Here is a 20,251-nt window from a genome sequence, read left to right as displayed (position 1 = left end):
TATGAAAAAAACACTCGTATTGAGTTTAGCGCTAGGGCTTTCAACACTTGCTTTTGCGCAGAACAACAAAACCATTACTGTAAACAACTCTTCCGATAGCGCAAGAACAGAGTTGATCAGTATCCCTTATACTACATTTGAAAAACACTTCGCATTAAAAAACAGTGTATTTACTATTGTGGACAAGGATAAAAAGGAACTGGCCTATCAGCTTGAAAAACTAGGAAAACCGACGGCACAAAATATTTTGATTCAAATAACCGTTGCTCCTAGAAGCTCAACAACCTTTGGGGTTAATGGAAATAAACCCGCAACTGTCACCCCAAAGACTTATGCAAGATACGTCCCTGAACGCAAAGATGACTTTGCATGGGAAAACGATATTGCAGCGTTTAGAGCCTATGGAAAAGCTTTAGAAGGCAGCTCTGAGGATGCGCAAGGTTTTGACTTCTGGGCAAAACGTAGCAATGATCTTATTGTTGACGAATGGTATAAAACTGGGGACTATCATGCCGATCATGGCAAAGGATTAGATTATTATTCCGTCGGACAAACCTTAGGTGTCGGCGATGCAACGCCATTTATTGACGAACAGGTCGTTTACCATAAGCATTATCGTCAATACGAGGTCTTGGACAATGGTCCGCTACGATCCACATTCAAACTTATTTATGAACCGGAAAATGTAAAGGGTCAACAGCTACAAGTCGAAAAAACAGTTTCTTTAGACGCTGGGAGTCAATTGAACAAGATAAGCTATTCCATCAAAAACACAACCGCTGCCGCTACGCCAATTGTTGTGGGGATCGCTAAAAGAAAAGAGGAAAAACCTCAAATTCTAAATGATGTAAAGAATGGCATTTTAGCCTATTGGGAGCCTGCAGAAGGAGATAAAATTACAGGAACAGCCGTTATTTTACCAAAAGTAAAGTATGTGTTCAAAGATAGCCCAAAACAATTTTTACTGGCAACCACCGTCAAAAATGATAAACCCTTAGTTTATTTTGCGGGTGCTGCGTTCAATAAAGCTGGCAAAATAGGGAATTTTGAGCAATGGCAGTCTTATGTAAAAACATTCAAAAACAATTTAGATCAACCATTAACAATAAAATATTCAAAATAATGTCCATACTGCAATCTTTTGACTTAAGTGGGAAAGTAGCCTTGGTAACAGGCTGCAAAAGGGGAATTGGCAAGGCAATTGCCGAAGCATTGGCTGAAGCTGGGGCAGATATTATAGGCGTTTCGGCGTCATTGGAAATTGAAGGCTCCGCAGTAGAAAAATCCGTAAAAGCATTAGGCAGAAATTTCTATGCCTACCAATGTGATTTCGCCAAACGGACAGCGCTTTACGCGTTTATTGAAAAGGTAAAATCAGCGCATCCTGCGATTGATATCCTTTTTAATAATGCCGGAAATATACTTCGAAAACCTGCCGCTGAGCATCCTGATGAATACTGGGATGAAATCATCGAAATCAATCAAAATGCACAGTTTATATTGACGCGCGAGATTGGAAAGGACATGATTTCACGTGGAACTGGAAAAATCGTATTTACAGCATCTTTATTAACTTTCCAAGGTGGCATCAATGTTCCAGGATATGCCGCTTCAAAAGGTGCCGTAGGATCCATGGTAAAGGCTTTTGCAAATGAGTGGGCTTCCAAAGGTGTCAACGTAAACGGGTTTGCTCCGGGGTATATCGCCACGGATAATACCGAGGCTCTGAGAGACGATCCCGAACGCTCAAAGTCCATTTTGGACCGTATACCTGCAGGACGCTGGGGAACTCCAGAAGATTTTAAGGGGCCAGCTGTATTCCTCGCTTCAAAAGCTTCCGATTATGTTCATGGAACCATCCTAACAGTCGATGGTGGCTGGATGGGAAGATAAAAGTCAATCTTTACGATGAGTTTGTTTTAAAAGTCTTTATTCTCAGGAGTAAAGGCTTTTTTTACAATTCTAAATCCCAGATTACTAAAAGATGCATTGGGACTAACTGAACCTATATATACGGTATTAAAAGCGGCACAGCTATTTTTACTACACCACCAGGACCCTCCACGGGCATGTGCAATAGAGCGGTCGCCATCTCTTTCGAGCTTTCCGGTGCAAAATTCAAATACATTACCAAAGATATCATAAAGTCCCCATGGATTGGGTTTGAATTTTCCGACCGGAGAAGTATAGAGATAACCATCGGAATAATCAGCTTTCAAATGATCTCTACCATGCCATACATTTGCATAATCGCCCATATTCTCTTTACTGAAACCTTCAAAATAATAGCCTTCGCTTCCGGCTCTAGCTGCCACCTCCCACTCATCAAAAGATGGCAATCTACAATTTGCCCATGTACAATAGGCCAGCACATCTTTATAAGAGATACAGGTAACTGGGTGATCCATCTTGGCCGCAATTCCGCCACGAATTACACCATTCGGAAAGCGCCAATAGGCCGTACTATCCTGCAACCAGCGAAACTCCGCCAGGCCAGGCTCAAAGACCATGGCATTATGGTAGCGTTCTGCTAATGTCTTGTAACCCGTTGCCTGAACGAATTTTTCAAATTCGGCATTCGTCAGCTCAAATTTCGAGATCCAGAACGATTCGATATGCACTGTTCTTTTGGGATTATCTAAGCTTGCTGTATCGCCCAAATGATAGTCTCCAGCTGGAATTTGGATATAGTTTCCAGCTTGGGCTTCACATTGGAGATGTAAAACAATCAATCCTATCAAATAGAGTAATTTCCTCATTCTCCTTGCCGTTTGTTATAATACAAATTTGACGTTTCGAATACTAAAAATCCAACTTCACTACTTGCTTTTTTTCTCATCGTAATATTTAAGCGCCCGACTAAAGATCAGCGCCTCATTTTCTTTGTTGTAATTTAGATACGAATAATAATTACTGTCCTCTCCATACAACTTTTTAAATGAACTGGATTTTATAAATTCACTGTATTCACCACGTTTCATCAGTAATAACAGCAACGTCAATGCATCTTTATCCTTTGGTGTTTTCTTGGCATAATCAACAATAAAAGGGATCATCTGCCAGCCATTAATCTCCACTATGGCATGCTTATAATTTACCCCCATCCGTTTGCTCCGGACAACAGATTCCTGAATAAGCTTCATCACCGAATCCCTATTTTCCTGCAAAAAATCAGTCTGTCTTTGCGACCAAGAGGATTCATTAAAGCCTTCCAATAATGTAGCAAATATTTTTTTGTCGATCTGTGTCTGGTACTCGGGTATAGCACAATTTTGCGCATATTGCTCGGCATGAATCATGGTATAGGTGAACTTTTCACGCAGCGTTAGCTTTTTAAAATCAACGGCTGAAATCGCATTTATTCCCGCATCTGTTGTTTCCTTATCTTCTTCGGGGATTATTGTTGAAATTAATGCTTTTACTTTGTCCAAACCGTAAGGCGGTATGGTCATTTTGCTCCGCAGCTCAATAGCAGCAGGATCCATAAAAAGACTATTGTCATCCGCACTATCCGTCTGTGCCAAACCGGTCCCCCAATACACGAAACACATAAACAATAAAACGATTTTTCTCATAGCATACGAATTAATATATTTTTCTCTATCATAAACCTCCCCAAAAAGCCCAGAATTAAACTTGAGACTCATACCGCTAACTAAACAAGCCTGATAGGTAAAAAAACAGGTTCTCACGAATGATTGCTTTTATTTCCAGGCTATTTTAATTATTCATTAAAGATCGTCTTATCTGAGCTTAAAAGTGAAATATTATTCCTGCAAAAATTATTCCTTAATATTTTCTTGAGATACCTACAAACAAAAATCCCCGGATTTAATAAAACCCGGGGATATTATGCTTCATTTACTTCCATTTATATCAAGAATATAAACCTTTCTTATCAATAAATTCAATCACCTTTTTAGGTGTAAAGAATTGAATATTCTTGTTTTCCTTGATTGCATTTCGCAAAAAGGTAGAGGATAATTCCATTAGTGGGGTGTCGGTCATCGTGATAGCGGGATGATCTTTAAATTTTTCATTATCGAACCCTGGTCTAGGATAAACATAAATCTGGTAATCACGCAAGATAATATCCGCATTCTTCCACTTTTCCAGCGATTCCAAATTGTCTTGTCCCATAAGTAGCACAAATTCCCGGTTTGGATATTTCTCGCTAAGATGCGTTAAGGTATCGATGGTATACGATGGTATTGGCAAATGGAATTCAATGTCACTTACTTTCAAATGATCACAGTCTTCCAAAGCCAGATTTAGCATTTCCAAACGGTCATAAGGGTCTGCTAAGGTGGACTTCTTTTTAAATGGATTCTGTGGAGAGACCACAAACCAAACTTCGTCAAGTCCAGTAAAATTGGCCATATAGTTAGCTATAATCAAATGCCCTATATGCACCGGATTAAAAGAACCAAAAAACAAACCAATCTTTCGCATGAACTTATTTATTGATAAATCCCATGACAATTTCTTCCGCATCGGCACATGCTGTAGCTAAATCAAAATTGTTCAATATGACATCAAATTTATTGGCATAGGTAAGTTCCAATTCTGCTTTCGCAAAACGCTCTTTCAGCTTTTCTTCCGAATCCGTTCCACGTCCTGTCAAACGCTCCTTAAGCACCTCCAATGATGGCGGTTGTACGAAAATAGAAATTGCCTGTTCTGGGAATTTTGATTTCAAACGTAATCCACCGACAACGTCGATATCAAAAATAACATGTTTACCTTCTTTCCAAATACGCTCAATTTCTGAACGCAAAGTACCATAGAAAGTCCCTGAATATACTTCCTCAAATTCGATAAACTCCTGTTTTGCTACCTTATGCAAAAATTCTTCTTTCGACATAAAATAGTAGTCCTTTCCATTTACCTCCTGCCCTCTTGGATCACGTGTACTTGCTGAAATGGAAAATTCAATCTTATCACCGTGTTTACTTAAAAGATCTCTTACTATTGTCGTTTTTCCAGCTCCCGATGGTGCCGAGAATATAATTAATTTACCGCTCATTCTTATAATACGTTGAGCAATTGCTCTTTTATTTTTTCCAATTCTTCTTTCATTCTGACCACGATCTGTTGAATGCCGGCATGGTTAGCTTTGGAACCTAAGGTATTGATCTCCCGCCCCATTTCTTGTGAAATAAATCCCAATTTTTTCCCGTTTGAATCCGCAGAATCAAATGCCTTTAAAAAGTAATTGCAATGGGCGCGCAACCGGACTTTTTCTTCGGTCACATCCAATTTGTCAATGTAGTAAACCAACTCCTGTTCAAATCGGTTCTGATCCACATTATCTTTACCCACCGTATCATTTAAAAATTGTTCAATACGCTGTCTGATCAAAGGAATACGTTCTACTTCTAAGGCCTCTACTTCTCCAAGGTAAGTTAAAATAAGCTCCGCGCGCTTCTTTAAATCTCCAGCAAGCACATTACCCTCGTCTTCACGAAATGTAGTAAAACGTTTGACCGCATCATAGAAAGCATCCATCAATACTTTGGATTCTTCATCATCAACGGAATCATCATTATTGGTAATTACCTCAGGCATATTTAACGCCAGTTCAAACAGATTGACATTGGTATCGTTAAGTTCCAAAGCGATCTGCTGCAATTGACTGTAATATTTTTTGAGTAAATCAGCATTAATAGAAGATGCCTTCGCCGTTTGATCCGTGTATTCAACAGTTACATTCATGTTCACTTTACCACGCTCAATAAGTTTACTGCTCTCAGTGCGCAGGGTCAATTCTTTGTCCGAAACAACTTTGGGCAAGCGAAGATTTAATTCAAGGAATTTTGAATTTAAGGACTTTATTTCGACACTATATTTAACTTTACCGTTATCAGCGGAAGCCGTGCCATATCCTGTCATGGATTTTATCATATGCAAAGGTATGACTTTTCAGTAAAAATTGAATACCCTGCGTCGATTAATTGCTGATACTCCCCAAATTACCTTTCATTTATCTACCAGTCGTGCTTGGCTATGATAACAACTAAATAACTTTCATAAGGTTTGGCACCTTTACACTCGACGTAACCAATTCCGACATCGTATAGCGAAGCATTCCACTGATCCATGCCCAGTAAATGTGTGCGATGATGATAACCCGGAGCTTCCTTTCCAATAATTAGAGCCTTAATGCCAGCGGTAGCACTAGATCGGTTGGCCGCAATAGACTCAAAATTGTTTGCATTTAGTTTGGACAGCCATGTTGGGTTAAGTTGATATCCGGCTTCGTCAATGAAATAATTTGGTCCATACCCCTCAGGTGAAACATGGTCAAAATAGGAGCGCTTGGCCATATCTTTTGCCCGATAAACTGCAACCTCCGCCAACTCCTTATTCCAATTGAGTTTGGTCCGTTTAATCTTCTGCAAGTTGAAGAGCTTCAGCTCTTTCTTATACCGTTCTGGATTCGTACGGATTTTGTTCAGTAATTCATAGGCCTCGGTCGCCTGATGATGATCGACAACGATACGTTGGGCAAAAATAGACTGTGTAAAAAGCAGGGTAAATGCTAAAACCAAATAGTTCATACGTAAATAATATCTTCTTGAGTGAGCTGACGAGATATCCAAACTATCGTCTCCCCTTCGCTTTTATAGAGTCTAACCTCTTGTTTATAGGCAATGTTTGTACTTTTTGATAGGGATATTTCGTACCAATCCTTTAACCTTAAAAGACTGCATTTAGTATGTAACGTTTAATCTTTTTTTGTTTTTGTCTGCGAAAAAAACTGTATAAGCATGGGTATTAAGCTAATAAAGATAACCGCCAAAATAACAAGGGAAAAATTATGCTTAAAAAATGGTATTTGTCCAAAATAATAGCCAGCCAAAATAAATAATGAAACCCATAATATGCCCCCAAGTATATTATATTTCCCGAAGGTTGTATAGGGCATACGGCCAATGCCTGCCACAAATGGTGCAAAAGTCCTTATAATCGGTACGAATCGGGCATATACAATAGTCCTTGTTCCATGCTTAGCATAGAAATCTTGCGTTTTTTGCAGATAAGCCGGTTTAAATAACCTTGATCCAGGCTTAAAAACCCGAACTCCAAAATATTTGCCAATTTCATAATTCACAAAATCACCGAAGATAGCGGCAAAAATAAGAATGACTATAAATAATGGTAAGGAAAGCTGACAATCCGGACGGGCAATGATTGCTCCCAAGGCAAATAAAACGGAGTCACCAGGGAGGAATGGGGTAACAACAAATCCTGTCTCCGCAAAAATGATTAAAAACAAAATCAGATAAGTCCAATTTTCATAACTATTGATCAGTTGCAATAGATGCTGATCGATATGCAGGATAAAATCAATAAGCTGTGAAATGAATTCCATTTTTTTGATCTATAAAAAAAGGGAATCTTATTGGATTCCCTTTTTAGTTTTTATCTTTTCTTTTACAAGCTCGAAGATTATTGGCAATATGGATATAAAAATAATAATCAATACGACCTTCGAGAAGTTATCTCTTATAATAGGGATATTTCCTAAAAAGTATCCTGCTAGGGTTATACCTCCCACCCACAAGACGGCACCTACGACATTATAGGTAATGAAAGTACCATAATTCATCCTTCCAATACCACCAACAAAAGGCGCCAAGGTCCGTACGATTGGTACAAAGCGAGCGATAACAATTGTTTTACTGCCATATTTCTCATAAAAAGAATGTGTTTTGGCAATTTGCTCGTCTTTGACAACCTGTTTACCAAAGAGCTTAAATCTTGTAAGGCGCATACCAAAATGTTTACCGATAGCATAATTTAAGGAATCTCCAGAAACTGCGGCGATCAATAAAATGAGAATCATCAACCATACGTTAAGATCATTCGGTTGTGCGGCAAGCATACCTGCAGCAAACAACAACGAATCTCCTGGTAAAAAAGGCATTACAACCACTCCAGTTTCTACAAAAATGATGAGAAACAGAATAAGGTATGTCCAAGTCTGATAATCATTGACTATTTCAACCAAATGTTTATCGATATGGAGAATAAAGTCAATAAGATGCGTAACTATTTCCAAAGCGAAAAGACGATTAAGCGTTGTTTAACATAACCGGCATCACCAACATCAAAATATCTTCATGATCTTCAGATACAGCCGGAATCAATAAACCAGCACGATTTGGTGTACTCATCTCCAAAACAACTTCTTCACTTTCCAAGTTATTTAACATCTCGACCAAGAATTTAGCGTTGAAACCAATTTCCATATCATCGCCTTCAAATTGACAGGATAAACGTTCATGCGCTTCATTCGAGAAATCAAGATCTTCTGCAGAGATATGCAATTCACTACCCGAGATCTTTAGGCGAACCTGATGTGTGGTTTTATTAGCGAAAATCACCACCCGTCTCAATGTATTTAAAAACAATAGTCTATCGACAGTCAACTTATTTGGATTGACTTGAGGAATTACAGCAGCATAATCTGGGTAACGCTCATCAATCAACCGACAGATCAAATTGATATTACCAAAGCTAAAGAATGCATTGGTTTGATTATATTCAATAGATACTGTAATATCATCGGATGGCAATGAAGATTTAAGTAAAGAAAGTGCTTTTTTCGGTAAAATAAGGGATGCGGGTTTCTCCGCTCCGATATCCGTTCTTGAATAACGCACTAACTTGTGCGCATCAGTAGAGACAAAAGTCACATTCTTTTCAGCTAATTGGACCAAAACACCAGACATAGCAGGCCTCAACTCATCATTACTGACGGCAAAGATCGTCTTACTGATTGCTTCAGACAGAATAGGCGCTGGCATCTGAATGACTGAACCATTATCTATTGAAGGAATTTTAGGAAAATCGTCAGCATTCTCTCCACTCAATTTATATTTCCCATCACCGGCACTGATCTCAATAGCCAAGGTATTCATGTCTACTGAAAATGCTACTGGTTGATCTGGCAAAGTTTTTAATGTCTCGATCAAAATCTTCGACGGCATGGCTACTCTTCCCTCTTCCTTTGCTTCGATCTGTAAAGAAGTAACCATACTTGTTTGCAGATCCGTAGCAGAAATAGTCAAGTTATTGTCTTTTATTTCAAAAAGAAAGTTTTCCAAGATTGGCAAAACAGTACTTGTACTGGATGCACCATTGATAGCTTGTAACTGCTTTAATAAAATTGATGTTGATACAATGAATCTCATTTCCTGAATACTAATTATTATGTGCAATAATACACAAATTAATCAATATTTTTCAGTTTTATGGGCGCCTTTCTTTCCACATCAGGCGATTTCAATCGTTCAAATAAGCAATTGTATTTCAATTAATAAGCACAGCGCCAAAAGTATAGAAAGCAAATTGGGCCCAATAAATCACAATATTTATTACATTTGTATAATAGCAGTATTGTATGCAGTTTAAAGAGATCATTGGGCACAAAGACATCAAGGAACATTTAGTTCGCACAGTTCAAGAAAACCGTGTGAGTCACGCGCAATTATTTCTTGGTCCTGAGGGTTCAGGCAGCCTTGCTCTTGCTTATGCTTATGCGCAGTTTTTGAATTGCGAAAACCGGCAATTGACAGACAGTTGTGGCGAATGTCCATCGTGTCGAAAATATAGCAAACTGATCCACCCTGATCTTCACATGTCGTATCCTTTTATAGCCAAGCATAAGGAAGATACAGCAACAGATTATGCGGACAGCTGGCGAAAATCTTTTCTATCCAATCCCTACATGGGACTGGAATATTGGCGCAATCAGTTGGATGCGGACAATAAACAGGTGAATATCAATATTGCAGAGGCGCATGGTATCATCAAAAAATTAAGCCTAAAGTCCTTTGAAGCGGAATATAAAGTTTTAATTATGTGGTTGCCCGAATACTTGGACACACAAGGCAATGCGCTGTTAAAGTTAATCGAAGAACCACCCGAAAAAACGCTCTTTATTCTAGTTGCAGAAAATCAGGACAAAATATTAAATACGATCATATCACGTACGCAATTGGTCAAAATAAAGAAGTTGGATCACATGGAGGTCGCACAACATCTCAAGAGCGTATATCATCTTTCGGATCAGGAATCAGCTGAAATTGCGTTTATAGCGGATGGAAACCTGCAAGAAGCCATGAATCAAATTCAATCGCAAACAAATAATCATTTTGGCATTTTAGTCAATTGGTTGCGTTTCATTGTTTCAGATGCTGGAACCAATATGATCTCGTTAGTGGAAGAAGAACTCTCAAAAATGGGGCGAGAAAACCAAAAAAGCTTTCTTTTTTATGCAATTAATATGATGCGTCAAATTATATTAATCAAAGAAGGGCTTTCCAGTTTAGTGTTCTTACCGGCCAAAGAATTGGATTTTGTTCAGAAATTTGCAGTACACTATACCGTTGAGCAAATTGAAGCAACAATAAATCTATTTGAGGAAACACATTATTTTGTAGAAAGAAATGCAAATCCCAAAATATTATTTTTAGATTTATCTTTGCAGTTAACATTAATATACAAGTACAAAACGTTTCCGAAAGGAACTCAATATATATAAATAGAAAACTATGGGATGTGGCAGTTGCTCATCCGGCGGAGGTTGCGGTACTACCACGACAAATGGTACACCAGCAGGATGTCAGAACAATGGCTCTTGCATGACTAGCGGATGTAATAAATTAGATGTATATGACTGGCTTTCCGATATGGATATGCCTTCAAACTATAAACCATTTAATATCGTCGAAGTACGATTCAAGGGATCACGAAAAGATTTCTTTATTAATGTAGACAATACCTACCTAGAAATGGGGGAAATGGTGGTCGTAGAACCTTCTACCGGTGGCTATGATGTCGGACATGTCTCCTTAACAGGTGAATTGGTCAGACTACAATTAAAAAAGAACAATGTTACCCCAGAAATGGTAACTAAAAAAATCTATCGGAAGCCCAATGAAATGGATGTAGAGAAGTATAACGCAGCAAAAGATCTCGAATGGGAAACGATGCACAAAGCCCGTAAACTGGCTTTGGACCTGGGTTTGTCCATGAAGATTTCTGATGTTGACTACCAGGGTGATAAAACCAAGGCTACCTTCTACTACACAGCTGAGGGCCGCGTGGATTTCCGTGAGCTTATCAAAAAAATGGCCGAATCTTTCAGGATACGCATAGAAATGCGCCAGATAGGTATGCGACAAGAAGCTAGCCGCCTCGGTGGCATCGGCTCCTGTGGTCGCGAACTTTGCTGTTCAACCTGGTTAACGGATTTCAAAACGGTTTCTACATCGGCAGCACGTTATCAAAATCTTTCGTTGAATACGTTAAAATTAGCGGGCCAATGCGGAAAATTAAAATGCTGTCTCAATTATGAATTGGATAGCTACATGGATGCTTTAAAAGACATCCCAAATAATATCGACCGCATCGAAACACAAAAAGGAGTTGCTTATCTTCAAAAGACCGATATCTTCAAGAAAATGATGTGGTTCTCTTTTCCTGGAGCTGAAAATTGGATTGCCATCCCCGTTCAACAAGTCAAAGAGCTTGTCGAAATGAATAAGCAGGGAATCAAACCGGAAGCTATTTCGAGTGCAGTAGATAACGATGAAGTCAGAGAAGAGAAAAATATCAACTACGATTATGAAAATGTGGTCGGCCAAGATAGCTTAACGCGACTTGATGATCGGAATAAAAGAAAGAAAAAAAGAAAATCAAAAAGCAACACAGTCAAACCGGAAAATAAGGCTGGACAAAAGACTGAAAAGTCGGACCCAAATCCACCCAAACAAGGGGGAAAACCTCAGGTAGCGAACGATTCTACAGCACCTACGGTGAATAAAGACAATAAAGAAGGTGGGAATAGACCAAAGAAACGTTTTAACCGCCATCGGAATAAAAACAAAGGTAATAACAACAATGCTGCTCCAAAAGCAGAATAAAAAAAAATATGCCTAATTTTAACCCATTAGGCATATTCTTTTTATAAATAAACATGAGACTCAAACGCACACCATTTCTTATTGGTATATTATGTATTTGCATAGGGGGTTCTTGTGAACAGACTTCCATTATAAATGATAACAAACCCATTGATAATAAAGCTTGGTTGAATACATCACCGTCTAGCTTTCAATTTCATATTAGCGATAAAGCCAAACGATATGATGTATTAATGGATGTCCGTCATACACCGGAATATGCCTTTTCGAACCTTTTTATCCTGATCTACCAACGTGGTCCAGATAAGAAGCAATCTATTTTCCGCAAAGAAATAAAAATGGCTCGATCCGATGGAAAATGGCTCGGAAAATCCTCAGGGAGCTTATATAATAACCAATCCATAATCCATAAAGATTACCTATTTCCGGATACAGGTATGTATACTATTTCCATCATGCAGAATATGAAAGAAAATCCGTTGAAAGAAATCACCGACGTCGGACTAACGGTTATTCCAAAATGATTGCTTTTTTACGTTATCTATTATTCCCCTTTTCGATCCTATACGGCTTAATCGTATGGCTAAGAAATAGACTATACGATTTCAAGCTGCTCAGCTCAAAGTCATTTGAAATTCCCACGATTGTAATCGGTAACCTTTCTGTCGGAGGTACAGGAAAAAGCCCAATGACTGAATTTGTTGTTTCGAGCCTCAAAGATCAGTATAAAACAGCAATACTTAGTCGAGGCTATGGGCGGGTGACTAGCGGATTTCATTTGGTAAAGACCGATTCGCTAGCAAACAATGTTGGCGATGAACCCTTACAATTCAAAAATAAATTTCCATCGGTTACCGTTGCGGTTTGTGAAGACCGCTGTACGGGAATAGAAAAACTTCAATCAGATCATCAACTGATTATTCTGGATGATGCCTATCAGCATCGAAAATTATCGCCGCTTTTTAATATTCTATTGTTTGATTTTTTATCATTTGGTAGTCCCATGTTTGTTTTTCCTACAGGAAACTTTAGGGACTTACTGATTGAAGCCAAACGGGCGCAGATTATAACAATTACCAAATGTCCAATAGATCTCTCGAACCCTGATAAAAAGCGTATAGAACATAAAATCAGACGCTATAATAAGAACGCATTAATTACTTTTAGCCATATAAATTACTTTCAAGCCATTGACAGCGTCGGAAATACGATCGATTTCAACGACAGCGATGTTATTTTGGTTACAGGCATTGCCAAACCGCAACCGCTCGTGGATTATATCAAAAAGAAGGCAAATTTGGTCAAACACCTATCTTTTGGGGATCATCATACTTTTAGTGAATCAGATATTGAACAAATTACAAAATCCTACCGAAGCCTAGCTAGTAGTAACAAAATGCTGTTGACTACCGAAAAAGACTTTCAGCGGTTAAAACCATTTCAACAACAATTGGCGGCTATTGATTTGGCCTATCTTCCAATAGGCCTACAATTTCATGATCCTATCCATAAAGAACTATTCCTTAAAACAATCCATAATGCAGTAGCTCAAAGTGTTAATCAACCTTAAATTTTGTTAAGATAAATTGCTATACTAGACTTTTTCCTCAAATTTATATTCAATAGGTAAACGAAACTATTTAAAAGTCTTTTCGGTCCATAGGGATGGACAATAAACAAATAGAGTGCACAATTACAATGATTGGCATTCATGATATAAACTATACAAAGATGAAAAAGAAAATTTTAATGGCAGTAGCCTGTTTATTATTAAGCGCTACAGGAGTTTTTGCGCAACAACGTCAACAACGCAGTCCTGAGGAACAAGCTAAAATGCGTGTAGAGCATCTTGACAAATTACTTAGCCTCAATCAAACACAAAAGGATTCGATCTATAACCTTACATTGACCCAAGCGCAACAACGGGCTGCTCTTCGAAACGATGGCAGAGATCGCAAGGCAAATATGGAAAAATTCAAACAGCTTCAGGAAATACAAACAGCTAAGATCAAATCTTGGCTTAGTCCCGAACAAGGTAAGTTATTTGACGAACAACAAGAAAAAATGAAGGAAAGAATGTCTAAACGTTCCGATAATTAATGATTAAAATTCTTTTAAAGAAAGGCTCTTGTTTTATGTACAGGGGCCTTTTTTATTGCTTGTATCTATTTTGTGTATACCATTATTTACCCATACAAGTCTTAGTCAATGCAGTATATTTTAATCATCACGAGGTGATCGCGCCGAACAAGATATCCGGCATCGGATAAATCATCGTTACCTTGTTTTGTTTATCCTAAACAAAACCAACGTATTGTTTTACAATCTATTAACACATTATCCTGTGTTAAAAATTTGTTAAAGTAACAACTTTAATACAATATAAATACCAATTCAAAGTTTTATAGTAAAACAGTTTAATTGTAACTTTTTAAATACAATAGATATGAAAAAGCTAATTTTAACAGGAATCGGATTCTTTTTGGCCCTCAGCCTAACATTTGCCCAACAGGGTACTCCGGAGGAAACTGCGGCAAAAGCAACAACTGAACTTGTTCAGAAACTGAATCTGAATGATGAGCAAAAGACTGCAGTATCAACTATATTATTGGATCAGGCAAAAACCGAGCAAACGATAACAAAAGACAGTAGCTCCTCTGCTGAAGTAAAAAATGAAGCACTAAATAAGCTTCAAAGCGAGGTAGACACCAAAGTCAGCCAGCTGCTAACCGAGGATCAAAAAGCACTTTACCAAAAAATAATTGCTGAGAGACCGGCGAAATCAGCCCCTGGGACAAAACAACCAGTAACAACTGACCCCACGCGTTAATAGTGAAAAAAATAGAGAATAAACATTGAATAATTTCATCTAAAATTAAACATCATGAAAAAGCTATTTTTAACAGGTATAGGTTTCTTTCTAGCAATGAGCCTAACATTTGCACAACAAACAACCCCAGAAGAGAATGCAACCAAAGTGGTGACCGAATTAGTGACAAAGCTAACATTAAACGAAGAGCAAAAAACAGCTGTGTCAACCATCGTATTAAACCAAGAAAAGGCTATTGCAGCCGTTATCCAGGACGCGACAGCTACAGCTGATGCCAAAAAGGAAAGCATAACCAAAATTCAAGGTGAATCCGATACTAAGATAGCACAACTGCTCACCGATGAACAAAAGACAGCTTATCAGAAATATGTCACAGAGAGACCCCCAGTAAGTATTCCTGCGACTCAAGAAAAAACTGAACAAAACGAATCCGGCAACGGACAGAGCAATCAATAACAACAATCGTTCTATTAAGAATGAAAAACCTCTAGACTAGATTATGTCCAGAGGTTTTTTAATACCTTACAAGAGCTTAAATGCATTAAAAAAGGGCTATCCAATCATCTTGGACAGCCCCTTTTGTTTACTGCTTACGGTAATTGACATTAAGATTTCAATTTTTTCATAATGTCACTTACATAAGTCTTAAATTTCTTGTCAGTTTCAATTAAATCCTCTACGGTTTGACATGCATAAATGACTGTCGAGTGGTCTCTTCCTCCGAAGAAAGCTCCGATCGATTTTAGTGAAGATTTGGTATGAGCTTTTGCTAAATACATCGAAATTTGCCTGGCCTGCACGATTTCACGCTTCCTAACTTTCGACTTTACCATATCTACAGGAACTTCAAAATATTCACAAACTAATTTCTGAATAAAATCCATTGAAATTTCCTTATGGGTATTCTTCACAAAGTTCTTCAACATCGATTTTGCTAAACCCAAATCGATCTCTTTCTTGTTCAATGTAGATTGAGCCAATAATGAAACCATAGCTCCTTCCAATTCACGAACACTGTTATCGATTTGTGTTGCGACATATTCCACTACATTTTCAGGTAAGTCAATACCGTCAGAATACATCTTCTTCTTCAAAATTGCCATTCTCGTCTCAAGATCAGGAATCTGAATATCTGCAGATAACCCCCATTTAAAACGACTAAGCAAACGTTCCTCCAAACCAGCTAAATCCTTAGGTGCCTTGTCTGAAGTTAAAATAATCTGCTTTCCAGATTGATGCAAATGATTAAAAATATGGAAGAAAATATCCTGTGTTTTTTCTTTACCAGCAAAATTATGCACATCATCCATAATGATGACATCCATTGCTTGATAAAAGTTAACGAAGTCATTGATTGTGTTATTTTTCAATGAATCCACAAACTGTTGACAGAATTTTTCACAAGACACATAAATGACCAGTTTATCGGGAAGATTTCTCTTGATTTCATTTCCGATTGCTTGGGCAAGGTGTGTCTTTCCTAAACCAACATCACCATAAATCATCAAAGGGTTGAATGAAGTACCACCCGGTTTATTCGCCACAGCATATCCTGCAGAACGAGCAAGACGGTTACACTCACCTTCGATAAAATTTTCGAATGTATAGTTTTGATTCAATTGCGGATCAACCTGCAATTTTTTCAATCCAGGAATAACAAACGGATTTTTGATATCCCTATTTAAAGATACCGGCACAGGGATAGATTGCCTTTTCCCTTCTGCTCCATTGCCATTCGATGGAAGATTAGTCGTATAAGGATGAGAAGCTGAAGACTTCTCCACTACAATATTGTATTCCAATCTACCTTGTTCTCCTAGGAATTTCTTTACGGTCTTGCGAAGAATTCCTACATAGTGTTCTTCCAACCACTCATAAAAAAATAAGCTAGGCACTTGAATAGTCAAAACGTCACCCTCCAAACGGACTGCTTTCACAGGTTCAAACCAGGTCTTGAAACTTTGTGCTGGTATATTATCTTTGATAATCGAAAGACAATTATTCCAGACACTTGAATACGTTTTTTCCATTCTAAAATTGTTAATAAGTTGATTTACAATACGCGACAAAAAATATGTTGATAACTTTCTCTGAGAACGAAGATGACAAAAAAAAATCAGCTAAAAAACTAAAATATAAAATAATTGATAATACATTATATATCAGTATTTTACCGTGTAAAATTGTGGAAAACTAGCGCTAAAATTGATCTCTAAAAATAATTATTAACATTCCAAATTTATTTCAAAAAAAAGAACAAAAAAAGTAGCAAACTTACTACCTATCAGTCCTTAAGGTCTAAATCTAAATTAACCAAAATAATAGCTAATTACAATCTTTAGTTCATATATTTTTAATATTAAATTTATAAGAATTTAAAGCCAACTTAACATCATTGTCAGAGGACTATTAAAGTTATTTACGCACAACCTTAAAACAAAAATCAATGCGGATTATAGGACAGAAAAAAACAAATTGTAACAGATGAGATGAGTTCTAAATTCAAACATCCCTACCCTTGAAAAATGAAAAAGGAGATCAAAATTGATCTCCTTTTTCATTTTTCAAATGTATAGCTCTTATCCGACCATTGAGCTGGTCAATTTTCCATTGCAAAGTTTTTTGGCTTCTGATACGATAGCATCAGCATCGTAGTGTGCATGCTTCCACTGTGCATTTTGTTCAGCATGCTCAATGATCTTATCCGGAATACCCAAACGAACAACCTGGCTATGATATCCGTGATCGGCCATAAACTCCAATACAGCCGAACCTATGCCCCCCTGTAAACTTCCATCTTCAACCGTGATAATTTTATCAAATTTCTGAAAGACCTGATGAAGCAAAGCTTCATCCAATGGTTTAGCAAATCGAAGATCATAATGCGCTGGATGTATTCCCAGTTCATTTAACTGCTGTACCGCTTTAACAGCTTCATTTCCTATCGCTCCAAAACTTAAGATAGCAAGCTCCTCACCTGCTGATATAAGACGCCCCTTTCCTATTTCTATTTCTGTAAATGGGCGACGCCAGTCTGGCATAACACCATTTCCTCTAGGATATCTAATAACAAACGGACCTTTATTGGGTAACTGCGCTGTATACATTAAATTTCGTAACTCTTCCTCATTCATCGGCGCAGAAACCGTCATATTTGGAACACAGCGCATAAAAGCGATATCATAAGCGCCATGATGTGTCGCACCATCCGCACCGACCACTCCCGCACGATCCAAACAGAAAACAACATTCAGATTTTGTAATGCAACATCATGGATGACTTGATCATAAGCGCGTTGCATAAACGACGAATAGATATTACAGAATGGTAATAATCCCTGTGTTGCGAGTCCCGCACTGAATGTAACTGCATGCTGCTCAGCAATACCAACGTCAAATGCACGGCCAGGCATAGCTTTCATCATAATGTTCATGGAAGAACCAGAAGGCATTGCAGGCGTGATCCCCACAATCTTATCATTTTCTTCCGCAAGCTCAACTAAAGTATGTCCAAAAACATCTTGAAATTTAGGTGCTACCGGTTTATCATTCAAAGACTTCTTGATCTCACCCGTAATTTTATCGAATAGACCTGGAGCATGCCATTTCGTCTGATCTTTTTCAGCTAGCGCAAAACCTTTTCCTTTGATGGTGACGGCATGCAATAATTTAGGCCCCGGTATATGCTTAAGGTCTTCAAGGGTCTTAGCCAATTTCTTGACATCATGCCCATCAACCGGTCCAAAATATCTAAAATTTAAAGATTCAAAGAGATTGGCATTTTTTAATAAAGTTCCCTTTATGCTTTTTTCCAATTTTTTGGCAATACCAAGTGCATTTGGACCAACTTCCGAAATCTTGGTCAATACAGCTGCGATATCGTCTCTAAAACGATTATAGCGCTTGGAGGTTGTTATACTTGTCAAATACTCCTTCAATGCGCCTACATTAGGGTCAATGGACATGCAGTTGTCATTCAGAATAACCAAAAGGTTTGATTTCGAAATACCGGCATGATTAAGTGCTTCAAATGCCATTCCACCAGTCAAGGCACCATCACCGATAACCGCGATATGCTGACGATCCTTTTCACCCTTTATTTGGGAAGCGACTGCCATGCCTAATGCTGCAGAAATAGATGTTGACGAGTGTCCAACACCAAATGCATCGTATTGAGATTCAAAACGGTTAGGAAAACCCGAAATTCCGTTCTCAATTCGATTTGTATGAAATATATCGCGACGCCCCGTTAGGATTTTATGCCCATAAGCCTGATGACCTACATCCCAAATCAATTGATCGTATGGGGTATTCATTACGTAATGTAACGCCACCGTTAACTCGACGACTCCCAAACTTGCTGCAAAGTGACCACCATTAACCGAAACCTGATCAATAATAAATTGACGTAATTCCTGACTTAACTGTTCTAATTGGTCTTCCTTTAGCTTTTTAAGATCAGAGGGATCGTTTATTTTACTTAATAGTTCTCCAGCCTCAAACTGCATAGTACTGCTATTTACATGATATGTTCGTACAAAGTAACGACAATTTTATTTAATCTTTAAAATAAATCGCATTTACATATTGATGAACAACAAATAAAATAATGAATAGTTTGTATCGAAGTTATTCCAAAAGATTTTATATGTAAATTTGTATAAGATATGCAAGTAGAAGAAGGCTACGAAATCAAGCTTCCTCAATTTGAGGGACCTTTTGATTTATTATTATTTTTTATCGAACGGGATGAACTAAATATCCACGATATACCGATTTCAAAGATTACAGATGATTTTTTATCGTATGTGAGCCAAATGCAAGCGCTCAATATGGAAATGGCAAGCGAGTTTATCTTTGTTGCTTCTACACTGATGCGTATCAAAGCTAAAATGCTATTACCTCGTCTGGATCTGGACGACAATGAAAATGAAATCGATCTAAGAGAAGATCTTGTTCAAAAACTTATTCTCTATAAGCAATTTAAAGAGACCTGTGAAGAATTGAGAGTCTTGGAAGAAAATCGTCTCAAACTATACAGCCGAGGCAACATACGCTATGATATCCATCAAAGACTAAAATTAGATTCTACCGGAGAAAATTTGGATAGCTTCGACCTCTATGGTCTAATGATGATTTACGAGCAAATGATGTATCAATTCCGTAATCGTCCCCCTGAAGTAACCCATACAGTTGTCAAATATCCATACACCATTGAACAACAGAAGAAAGCAATTGCCGAACTGATTGAAATCAATAAAAAATTAGATTTTCAAGAAATTCTTAAAAACTCAGAAAATAAAATACAGTTCGTCTATAACTTTTTAGCGATTCTCGAAATGCTCCAGCAGCGATTATTACAGATCGAAGTGGGCTTAGGCTATAACAATTTCAATGTAGGTGAAAGAGATCCAAATGAGACGGAGGAACTCCTGTTTGAGGAAGAAGAAGCATAAAAAAAGACCTGTTTTGAACAGGTCTTTTT

21 protein-coding genes are annotated in these 20,251 nt (G+C 37.8%); 10 read left to right on the top strand and 11 right to left on the bottom strand.

Going from position 1 to position 20,251, the window contains the following annotated elements; all coding sequences use genetic code 11:
• Position 1 precedes the first annotated feature (1 nt).
• Together L1283_RS09315 and L1283_RS09310 are read left to right on the top strand one after the other, a co-directional pair.
• Positions 2 to 1,123, top strand: a complete 1,122-nt coding sequence (locus tag L1283_RS09315) for a DUF4861 family protein (RefSeq protein WP_115046087.1) — start codon at positions 2 to 4, stop codon at positions 1,121 to 1,123.
• Positions 1,124 to 1,128: 5 nt separating this feature from the next.
• On the top strand, positions 1,129 to 1,893 hold the full coding sequence (locus L1283_RS09310; protein ID WP_172462444.1) for an SDR family oxidoreductase: 765 nt from the start codon (positions 1,129 to 1,131) through the stop codon (positions 1,891 to 1,893).
• Positions 1,894 to 1,919: 26 nt separating this feature from the next.
• Here the strand turns inward: L1283_RS09310 and L1283_RS09305 are convergent, their stop codons facing one another.
• From L1283_RS09305 to dnaN, 9 genes are all read right to left on the bottom strand, one after another.
• Positions 1,920 to 2,759, bottom strand: coding sequence for an SUMF1/EgtB/PvdO family nonheme iron enzyme (locus tag L1283_RS09305; RefSeq protein WP_313672463.1), 840 nt, complete (start codon positions 2,757 to 2,759; stop codon positions 1,920 to 1,922).
• Between the two features lie 60 nt (positions 2,760 to 2,819).
• The gene (locus L1283_RS09300) at positions 2,820 to 3,575 is read right to left on the bottom strand and encodes a hypothetical protein (protein WP_429626063.1); all 756 of its coding nucleotides are present in this window, start codon (positions 3,573 to 3,575) and stop codon (positions 2,820 to 2,822) included.
• A 301-nt stretch (positions 3,576 to 3,876) separates the two neighbouring features.
• Positions 3,877 to 4,452, bottom strand: coding sequence for a nicotinate (nicotinamide) nucleotide adenylyltransferase (nadD, locus tag L1283_RS09295; protein ID WP_070562618.1), 576 nt, complete (start codon positions 4,450 to 4,452; stop codon positions 3,877 to 3,879).
• A gap of 4 nt (positions 4,453 to 4,456) precedes the next feature.
• On the bottom strand, positions 4,457 to 5,026 hold the full coding sequence (gmk, locus tag L1283_RS09290) for a guanylate kinase (protein ID WP_070562620.1): 570 nt from the start codon (positions 5,024 to 5,026) through the stop codon (positions 4,457 to 4,459).
• Positions 5,027 to 5,028: 2 nt separating this feature from the next.
• Positions 5,029 to 5,904 (bottom strand): YicC/YloC family endoribonuclease, encoded by an 876-nt coding sequence (locus L1283_RS09285; protein ID WP_112375171.1) that lies wholly within the window; start codon positions 5,902 to 5,904, stop codon positions 5,029 to 5,031.
• An 83-nt stretch (positions 5,905 to 5,987) separates the two neighbouring features.
• Positions 5,988 to 6,560 (bottom strand): CAP domain-containing protein, encoded by a 573-nt coding sequence (locus L1283_RS09280; protein ID WP_429626062.1) that lies wholly within the window; start codon positions 6,558 to 6,560, stop codon positions 5,988 to 5,990.
• Between the two features lie 167 nt (positions 6,561 to 6,727).
• The gene (locus L1283_RS09275) at positions 6,728 to 7,375 is read right to left on the bottom strand and encodes a DedA family protein (protein WP_070562625.1); all 648 of its coding nucleotides are present in this window, start codon (positions 7,373 to 7,375) and stop codon (positions 6,728 to 6,730) included.
• Between the two features lie 27 nt (positions 7,376 to 7,402).
• Positions 7,403 to 8,065, bottom strand: coding sequence for a DedA family protein (locus L1283_RS09270; protein WP_083295820.1), 663 nt, complete (start codon positions 8,063 to 8,065; stop codon positions 7,403 to 7,405).
• Between the two features lie 13 nt (positions 8,066 to 8,078).
• Complete coding sequence (gene dnaN, locus L1283_RS09265; RefSeq protein WP_046672565.1) at positions 8,079 to 9,200, bottom strand: DNA polymerase III subunit beta; 1,122 nt, start codon at positions 9,198 to 9,200, stop codon at positions 8,079 to 8,081.
• A 209-nt stretch (positions 9,201 to 9,409) separates the two neighbouring features.
• Between dnaN and L1283_RS09260 the strand changes: the two genes are divergently transcribed.
• From L1283_RS09260 to L1283_RS09230, 7 genes are all read left to right on the top strand, one after another.
• Positions 9,410 to 10,552 carry an ATP-binding protein gene (locus L1283_RS09260; RefSeq protein WP_070562628.1) on the top strand — a complete coding sequence of 381 codons (1,143 nt, stop codon included), beginning with the start codon at positions 9,410 to 9,412 and terminating at the stop codon, positions 10,550 to 10,552.
• Positions 10,553 to 10,562: 10 nt separating this feature from the next.
• Positions 10,563 to 11,936 carry a PSP1 domain-containing protein gene (locus tag L1283_RS09255; RefSeq protein WP_172462425.1) on the top strand — a complete coding sequence of 458 codons (1,374 nt, stop codon included), beginning with the start codon at positions 10,563 to 10,565 and terminating at the stop codon, positions 11,934 to 11,936.
• Between the two features lie 53 nt (positions 11,937 to 11,989).
• A complete protein-coding gene (locus tag L1283_RS09250; RefSeq protein ID WP_070562634.1) occupies positions 11,990 to 12,460 on the top strand; it encodes a gliding motility lipoprotein GldH in 471 nt (156 codons plus the stop codon).
• Positions 12,457 to 13,506, top strand: a complete 1,050-nt coding sequence (lpxK, locus tag L1283_RS09245) for a tetraacyldisaccharide 4'-kinase (protein WP_070562637.1) — start codon at positions 12,457 to 12,459, stop codon at positions 13,504 to 13,506. Before L1283_RS09250 ends, lpxK begins: the two co-directional genes overlap by 4 nt.
• Before the next feature lie 161 nt (positions 13,507 to 13,667).
• On the top strand, positions 13,668 to 14,036 hold the full coding sequence (locus L1283_RS09240) for a hypothetical protein (RefSeq protein WP_286803613.1): 369 nt from the start codon (positions 13,668 to 13,670) through the stop codon (positions 14,034 to 14,036).
• 346 nt (positions 14,037 to 14,382) lie between these two features.
• A complete protein-coding gene (locus tag L1283_RS09235) occupies positions 14,383 to 14,766 on the top strand; it encodes a hypothetical protein (protein ID WP_112375167.1) in 384 nt (127 codons plus the stop codon).
• Positions 14,767 to 14,820: 54 nt separating this feature from the next.
• Complete coding sequence (locus L1283_RS09230) at positions 14,821 to 15,222, top strand: hypothetical protein (RefSeq protein WP_070562646.1); 402 nt, start codon at positions 14,821 to 14,823, stop codon at positions 15,220 to 15,222.
• A gap of 149 nt (positions 15,223 to 15,371) precedes the next feature.
• Here L1283_RS09230 and dnaA read toward each other — a convergent pair whose 3' ends face one another.
• Both dnaA and dxs read right to left on the bottom strand, forming a co-directional pair.
• The gene (gene dnaA / locus L1283_RS09225; RefSeq protein WP_046672557.1) at positions 15,372 to 16,796 is read right to left on the bottom strand and encodes a chromosomal replication initiator protein DnaA; all 1,425 of its coding nucleotides are present in this window, start codon (positions 16,794 to 16,796) and stop codon (positions 15,372 to 15,374) included.
• A gap of 549 nt (positions 16,797 to 17,345) precedes the next feature.
• The gene (gene dxs, locus L1283_RS09220; protein ID WP_159333486.1) at positions 17,346 to 19,274 is read right to left on the bottom strand and encodes a 1-deoxy-D-xylulose-5-phosphate synthase; all 1,929 of its coding nucleotides are present in this window, start codon (positions 19,272 to 19,274) and stop codon (positions 17,346 to 17,348) included.
• A gap of 159 nt (positions 19,275 to 19,433) precedes the next feature.
• On the opposite strand from dxs, the gene L1283_RS09215 reads away from it, so the two are divergent.
• Positions 19,434 to 20,222, top strand: coding sequence for a segregation and condensation protein A (locus tag L1283_RS09215; RefSeq protein ID WP_159333485.1), 789 nt, complete (start codon positions 19,434 to 19,436; stop codon positions 20,220 to 20,222).
• Positions 20,223 to 20,251: the final 29 nt, after the last annotated feature.

Origin of the sequence: Sphingobacterium sp. HSC-15S19, assembly GCF_050433745.1 — a bacterium.
Classification (GTDB): domain Bacteria; phylum Bacteroidota; class Bacteroidia; order Sphingobacteriales; family Sphingobacteriaceae; genus Sphingobacterium; species Sphingobacterium siyangense.
The sequence above is the reverse complement of the archived record's forward strand: the minus strand, read 5'-3'. Positions and strand labels throughout refer to the sequence as shown.

Coding starts and splice junctions, on each gene's coding strand:
- dxs (WP_159333486.1), bottom strand. CDS start 19,274: ATGCAGTTTGAGGCTGGAGAACTATTAAGTAAAATAAACGATCCCTCT.
- lpxK (WP_070562637.1), top strand. CDS start 12,457: ATGATTGCTTTTTTACGTTATCTATTATTCCCCTTTTCGATCCTATAC.
- L1283_RS09285 (WP_112375171.1), bottom strand. CDS start 5,904: ATGATAAAATCCATGACAGGATATGGCACGGCTTCCGCTGATAACGGT.
- L1283_RS09250 (WP_070562634.1), top strand. CDS start 11,990: ATGAGACTCAAACGCACACCATTTCTTATTGGTATATTATGTATTTGC.
- L1283_RS09315 (WP_115046087.1), top strand. CDS start 2: ATGAAAAAAACACTCGTATTGAGTTTAGCGCTAGGGCTTTCAACACTT.
- gmk (WP_070562620.1), bottom strand. CDS start 5,026: ATGAGCGGTAAATTAATTATATTCTCGGCACCATCGGGAGCTGGAAAA.
- L1283_RS09235 (WP_112375167.1), top strand. CDS start 14,383: ATGAAAAAGCTAATTTTAACAGGAATCGGATTCTTTTTGGCCCTCAGC.
- L1283_RS09305 (WP_313672463.1), bottom strand. CDS start 2,759: ATGAGGAAATTACTCTATTTGATAGGATTGATTGTTTTACATCTCCAA.
- L1283_RS09215 (WP_159333485.1), top strand. CDS start 19,434: ATGCAAGTAGAAGAAGGCTACGAAATCAAGCTTCCTCAATTTGAGGGA.
- L1283_RS09230 (WP_070562646.1), top strand. CDS start 14,821: ATGAAAAAGCTATTTTTAACAGGTATAGGTTTCTTTCTAGCAATGAGC.
- L1283_RS09280 (WP_429626062.1), bottom strand. CDS start 6,560: ATGAACTATTTGGTTTTAGCATTTACCCTGCTTTTTACACAGTCTATT.
- L1283_RS09240 (WP_286803613.1), top strand. CDS start 13,668: ATGAAAAAGAAAATTTTAATGGCAGTAGCCTGTTTATTATTAAGCGCT.
- L1283_RS09275 (WP_070562625.1), bottom strand. CDS start 7,375: ATGGAATTCATTTCACAGCTTATTGATTTTATCCTGCATATCGATCAG.
- L1283_RS09300 (WP_429626063.1), bottom strand. CDS start 3,575: ATGAGAAAAATCGTTTTATTGTTTATGTGTTTCGTGTATTGGGGGACC.
- dnaA (WP_046672557.1), bottom strand. CDS start 16,796: ATGGAAAAAACGTATTCAAGTGTCTGGAATAATTGTCTTTCGATTATC.
- dnaN (WP_046672565.1), bottom strand. CDS start 9,200: ATGAGATTCATTGTATCAACATCAATTTTATTAAAGCAGTTACAAGCT.
- L1283_RS09260 (WP_070562628.1), top strand. CDS start 9,410: ATGCAGTTTAAAGAGATCATTGGGCACAAAGACATCAAGGAACATTTA.
- nadD (WP_070562618.1), bottom strand. CDS start 4,452: ATGCGAAAGATTGGTTTGTTTTTTGGTTCTTTTAATCCGGTGCATATA.
- L1283_RS09255 (WP_172462425.1), top strand. CDS start 10,563: ATGGGATGTGGCAGTTGCTCATCCGGCGGAGGTTGCGGTACTACCACG.